At 38.8% G+C, this 2790-nt stretch carries 2 protein-coding genes and 1 pseudogene; 1 reads left to right on the top strand and 2 read right to left on the bottom strand.

Translation table 11 applies throughout. The features are described 5' to 3' along the window. Window positions 1-252 (bottom strand): annotated as a pseudogene (locus C0430_RS04230) (hypothetical protein); the annotation flags it as partial. A 137-nt stretch (window positions 253-389) separates the two neighbouring features. On the opposite strand from C0430_RS04230, the gene C0430_RS04225 reads away from it, so the two are divergent. After that, window positions 390-1202, top strand: a complete 813-nt coding sequence (locus tag C0430_RS04225; RefSeq protein WP_290865807.1) for a hypothetical protein — start codon at window positions 390-392, stop codon at window positions 1200-1202. 45 nt (window positions 1203-1247) lie between these two features. On the opposite strand, the gene C0430_RS04220 is transcribed toward C0430_RS04225, so the two are convergent. After that, window positions 1248-2790: M3 family metallopeptidase (locus C0430_RS04220; protein ID WP_290865805.1), on the bottom strand; the 1543-nt coding region annotated here is incomplete at its 5' end.

The raw sequence follows: 2790 nt of genomic DNA, 5'->3' as shown, positions 1-2790 counted from the left end.
CGCTTGGTTGTATCCCAAACCAATGTAGGATTGGAATATTTTATTTTTATTACCCAACTGTTGAATATGGTTTGAATACTCATATTCGGTCATTGCAGGATCTAAATTCAATGGCGTTTTTAAGCGAATGTCATCTGGAATTGTTTCGGAAATCAATTGGTCTAGCGTTTCGGCTCCAATTGTTTTCAACATGCGTTGAAGGTCATTTTCTCTTGGCCCAATGTGTCTTAAAGCAAAAGCATCTGTTTTCATGTAGCGGTAAAAGTGTTGTTTTTTTGAGCCGCAAATTTATGGATTATTATCAAAATAAAAGGGGTTCAAGCGGTTGATTTTTAGGAATCTTTCAACTAAAATCGATATTTGTTAACAACGTTCATTATTTTTGTGGAATGAAGGTTTTTAAGAAGATATTCGATTTTTATATTGAAGGCAGTATTCACGTGGCTTTGTCCTGCTTTGCCTTGGTCCATATCACGCAACATTACTTCAACATTTCTAAAGATTTTCACTTAGCTTATTTTGCTTTTTTTAGTACAATTGTGGGTTATAATTTCGTAAAATATGAAGCCTTGGCCAGAGCCCAAAAAGCGCAAATGACTAATAAATTAAAAGCGGTTGCAGTCTTGACTTTTTTGTCGCTGCTAGCCGTTGGTTTCTACTTTTTTCAATTGCAAAGTATTACCCAAATCATTTCAATCGCATTTTTGATTTTGACATTATTGTACACGCTTCCTTTTTTTCCAAATATAAAAAATGCCCGAAATTGGGCAGGTGTGAAAATTTACATCGTGGCCTTGTGTTGGGTTGGAGTAACAGTTGTCCTGCCTGTTTTGAATGCCGAGATTTCCATAACTTCCGATTTTTATCTGAAATGCATCCAACGATTTATCCTGATTTTTGTATTGATACTCATTTTTGAAATCATCGATTTGGCCAAGGACGACCCACATTTGCAAACCGTTCCGCAACAAATAGGAGTGAAGCGGACAAAAAAATTAGGTTTCTTGTTGCTGGCTTTATTTTTTGGATTGAATTTTTTCAGTTTTATTATTGATGTCAACTTTGAATATTCGTCCTTTATTATAGCAATTGTTACCGCCTTGTTTTTGGCTTTTGCCAATGAAGAACGCTCCAAATATTACACTTCTTTTTGGGCAGAAAGCTTACCGATTTTGTGGTGGATAATATTGGTTTTACTTTAATAAAAAAAACCGAAGCACATCTTGATACTTCGGTTTCTGTGTTATTTACAACAATCCCGCTCGTCTTAAAAGCGCTTCTGGTTTTGGTTCTTGACCTCTAAATCGTTTGTATAAAATCATTGGATGTTCGGTTCCGCCTTTTGAGAGCACATTTTCCTTGAATTTTGCCGCAACTTCCTTGTTGAAAATTCCTTTTTCTTGAAAATATTCGAAAGCGTCTGCATCTAGAACTTCCGCCCATTTATAACTATAATATCCAGAAGAATATCCACCTTGGAAAATGTGTGAAAAAGCCGTGCTCATTGCGTTTTCCTTCACGTCAGGATACAATTGTGTCGATGCAAATTGTTCGGTTTCGAAGGTTTTGATATCTGTAATATTCGTGGGATTTTGTCCGTGCCAGCCCATATCCAACAATCCGAAACTCAATTGGCGCATCGTTGCCATTCCTTCCTGAAAACTCGCACTTTCCTTGATTTTGTGTACTAATTCCATCGGAATCATTTCGCCGGTTTCATAATGATAAGCGAACAAGGCCAAAGCTTCCGGCTCGTAACACCAGTTTTCCATAATCTGGCTTGGCAATTCCACAAAGTCCCAATATACGGATGTTCCGGACAAACTTGGGTACGTTGTGTTGGCCAACATTCCGTGCAAGGCGTGGCCAAATTCGTGAAATAAAGTGGTTACTTCGTTAAATGTCAACAGCGATGGTTTGGTTTCTGTTGGTTTCGTGAAGTTGCAAACATTCGAAATATGTGGTCTTTCGTTTATCCCTTTTTTAACGTATTGTGATTTGAAAGATGTCATCCAAGCACCGTTTCGTTTGCCTTTTCTTGGGAAGAAATCGGCATAGAAAACTGCCACTAATTGTCCGTCTTCGTCTTTTACCTCGTAGGTTTTTACGTCTTCGTGGTATTTGTCAATTTCGAAAATCTCTTCGAAGGTGATTCCGTATAATTTTTGTGCTACCGTGAAAGCGCCGTCCAAAACTTTCTCCAATTGGAAATACGGTTTCAATATTTCGTCATCCAAACTGAACAATTGTTGCTTCAATTTCTCCGAATAATAAGCACCGTCCCATTTTTCGAGTTGTTCAATTCCGTCCAATTCTTTGGCGAAAGCCGTTAATTGTGCAAATTCTTTTTCGGCTGCGGGTTTGGCTTTGGCCAATAAATCGTTTAAAAAAGATTTTACTTTTTCCGGAGTTTCAGCCATTCGTTCCTCGAGAACAAAATGGGCGTGAGTGACATAACCTAAGACCTGTGCTCTTTCGAAACGCAATTTGGCAATCTTCAACGTGATTTCCTGATTGTCGAATTCGTTGTTCTGGAAAGCTCTGGCGCCAAAGGCAATCGCCATTTTCTTGCGCAACTCACGATTATCGGCATAAGTCACAAACGGAATATAACTGGGATGGTCCAAGGTGAAAATCCAGCCTTCTTTGTCCTGGCTTTTTGCCAAAGAGCGAGCGGCTTCCCGGGTTCCTTCAGGCAATCCGGCCAAATCATTTTCGTCAGTAATATGCAATTCGAAAGCGTGGGTTTCTGCCAAAACATTTTCGCCAAACTGCAAACTCAATTTCGAC

The organism is Flavobacterium sp. (genome assembly GCF_013823965.1).
Classification (GTDB): Bacteria; Bacteroidota; Bacteroidia; order Flavobacteriales; family Flavobacteriaceae; genus Flavobacterium.
The sequence above is the reverse complement of the archived record's forward strand: the minus strand, read 5'-3'. Positions and strand labels throughout refer to the sequence as shown.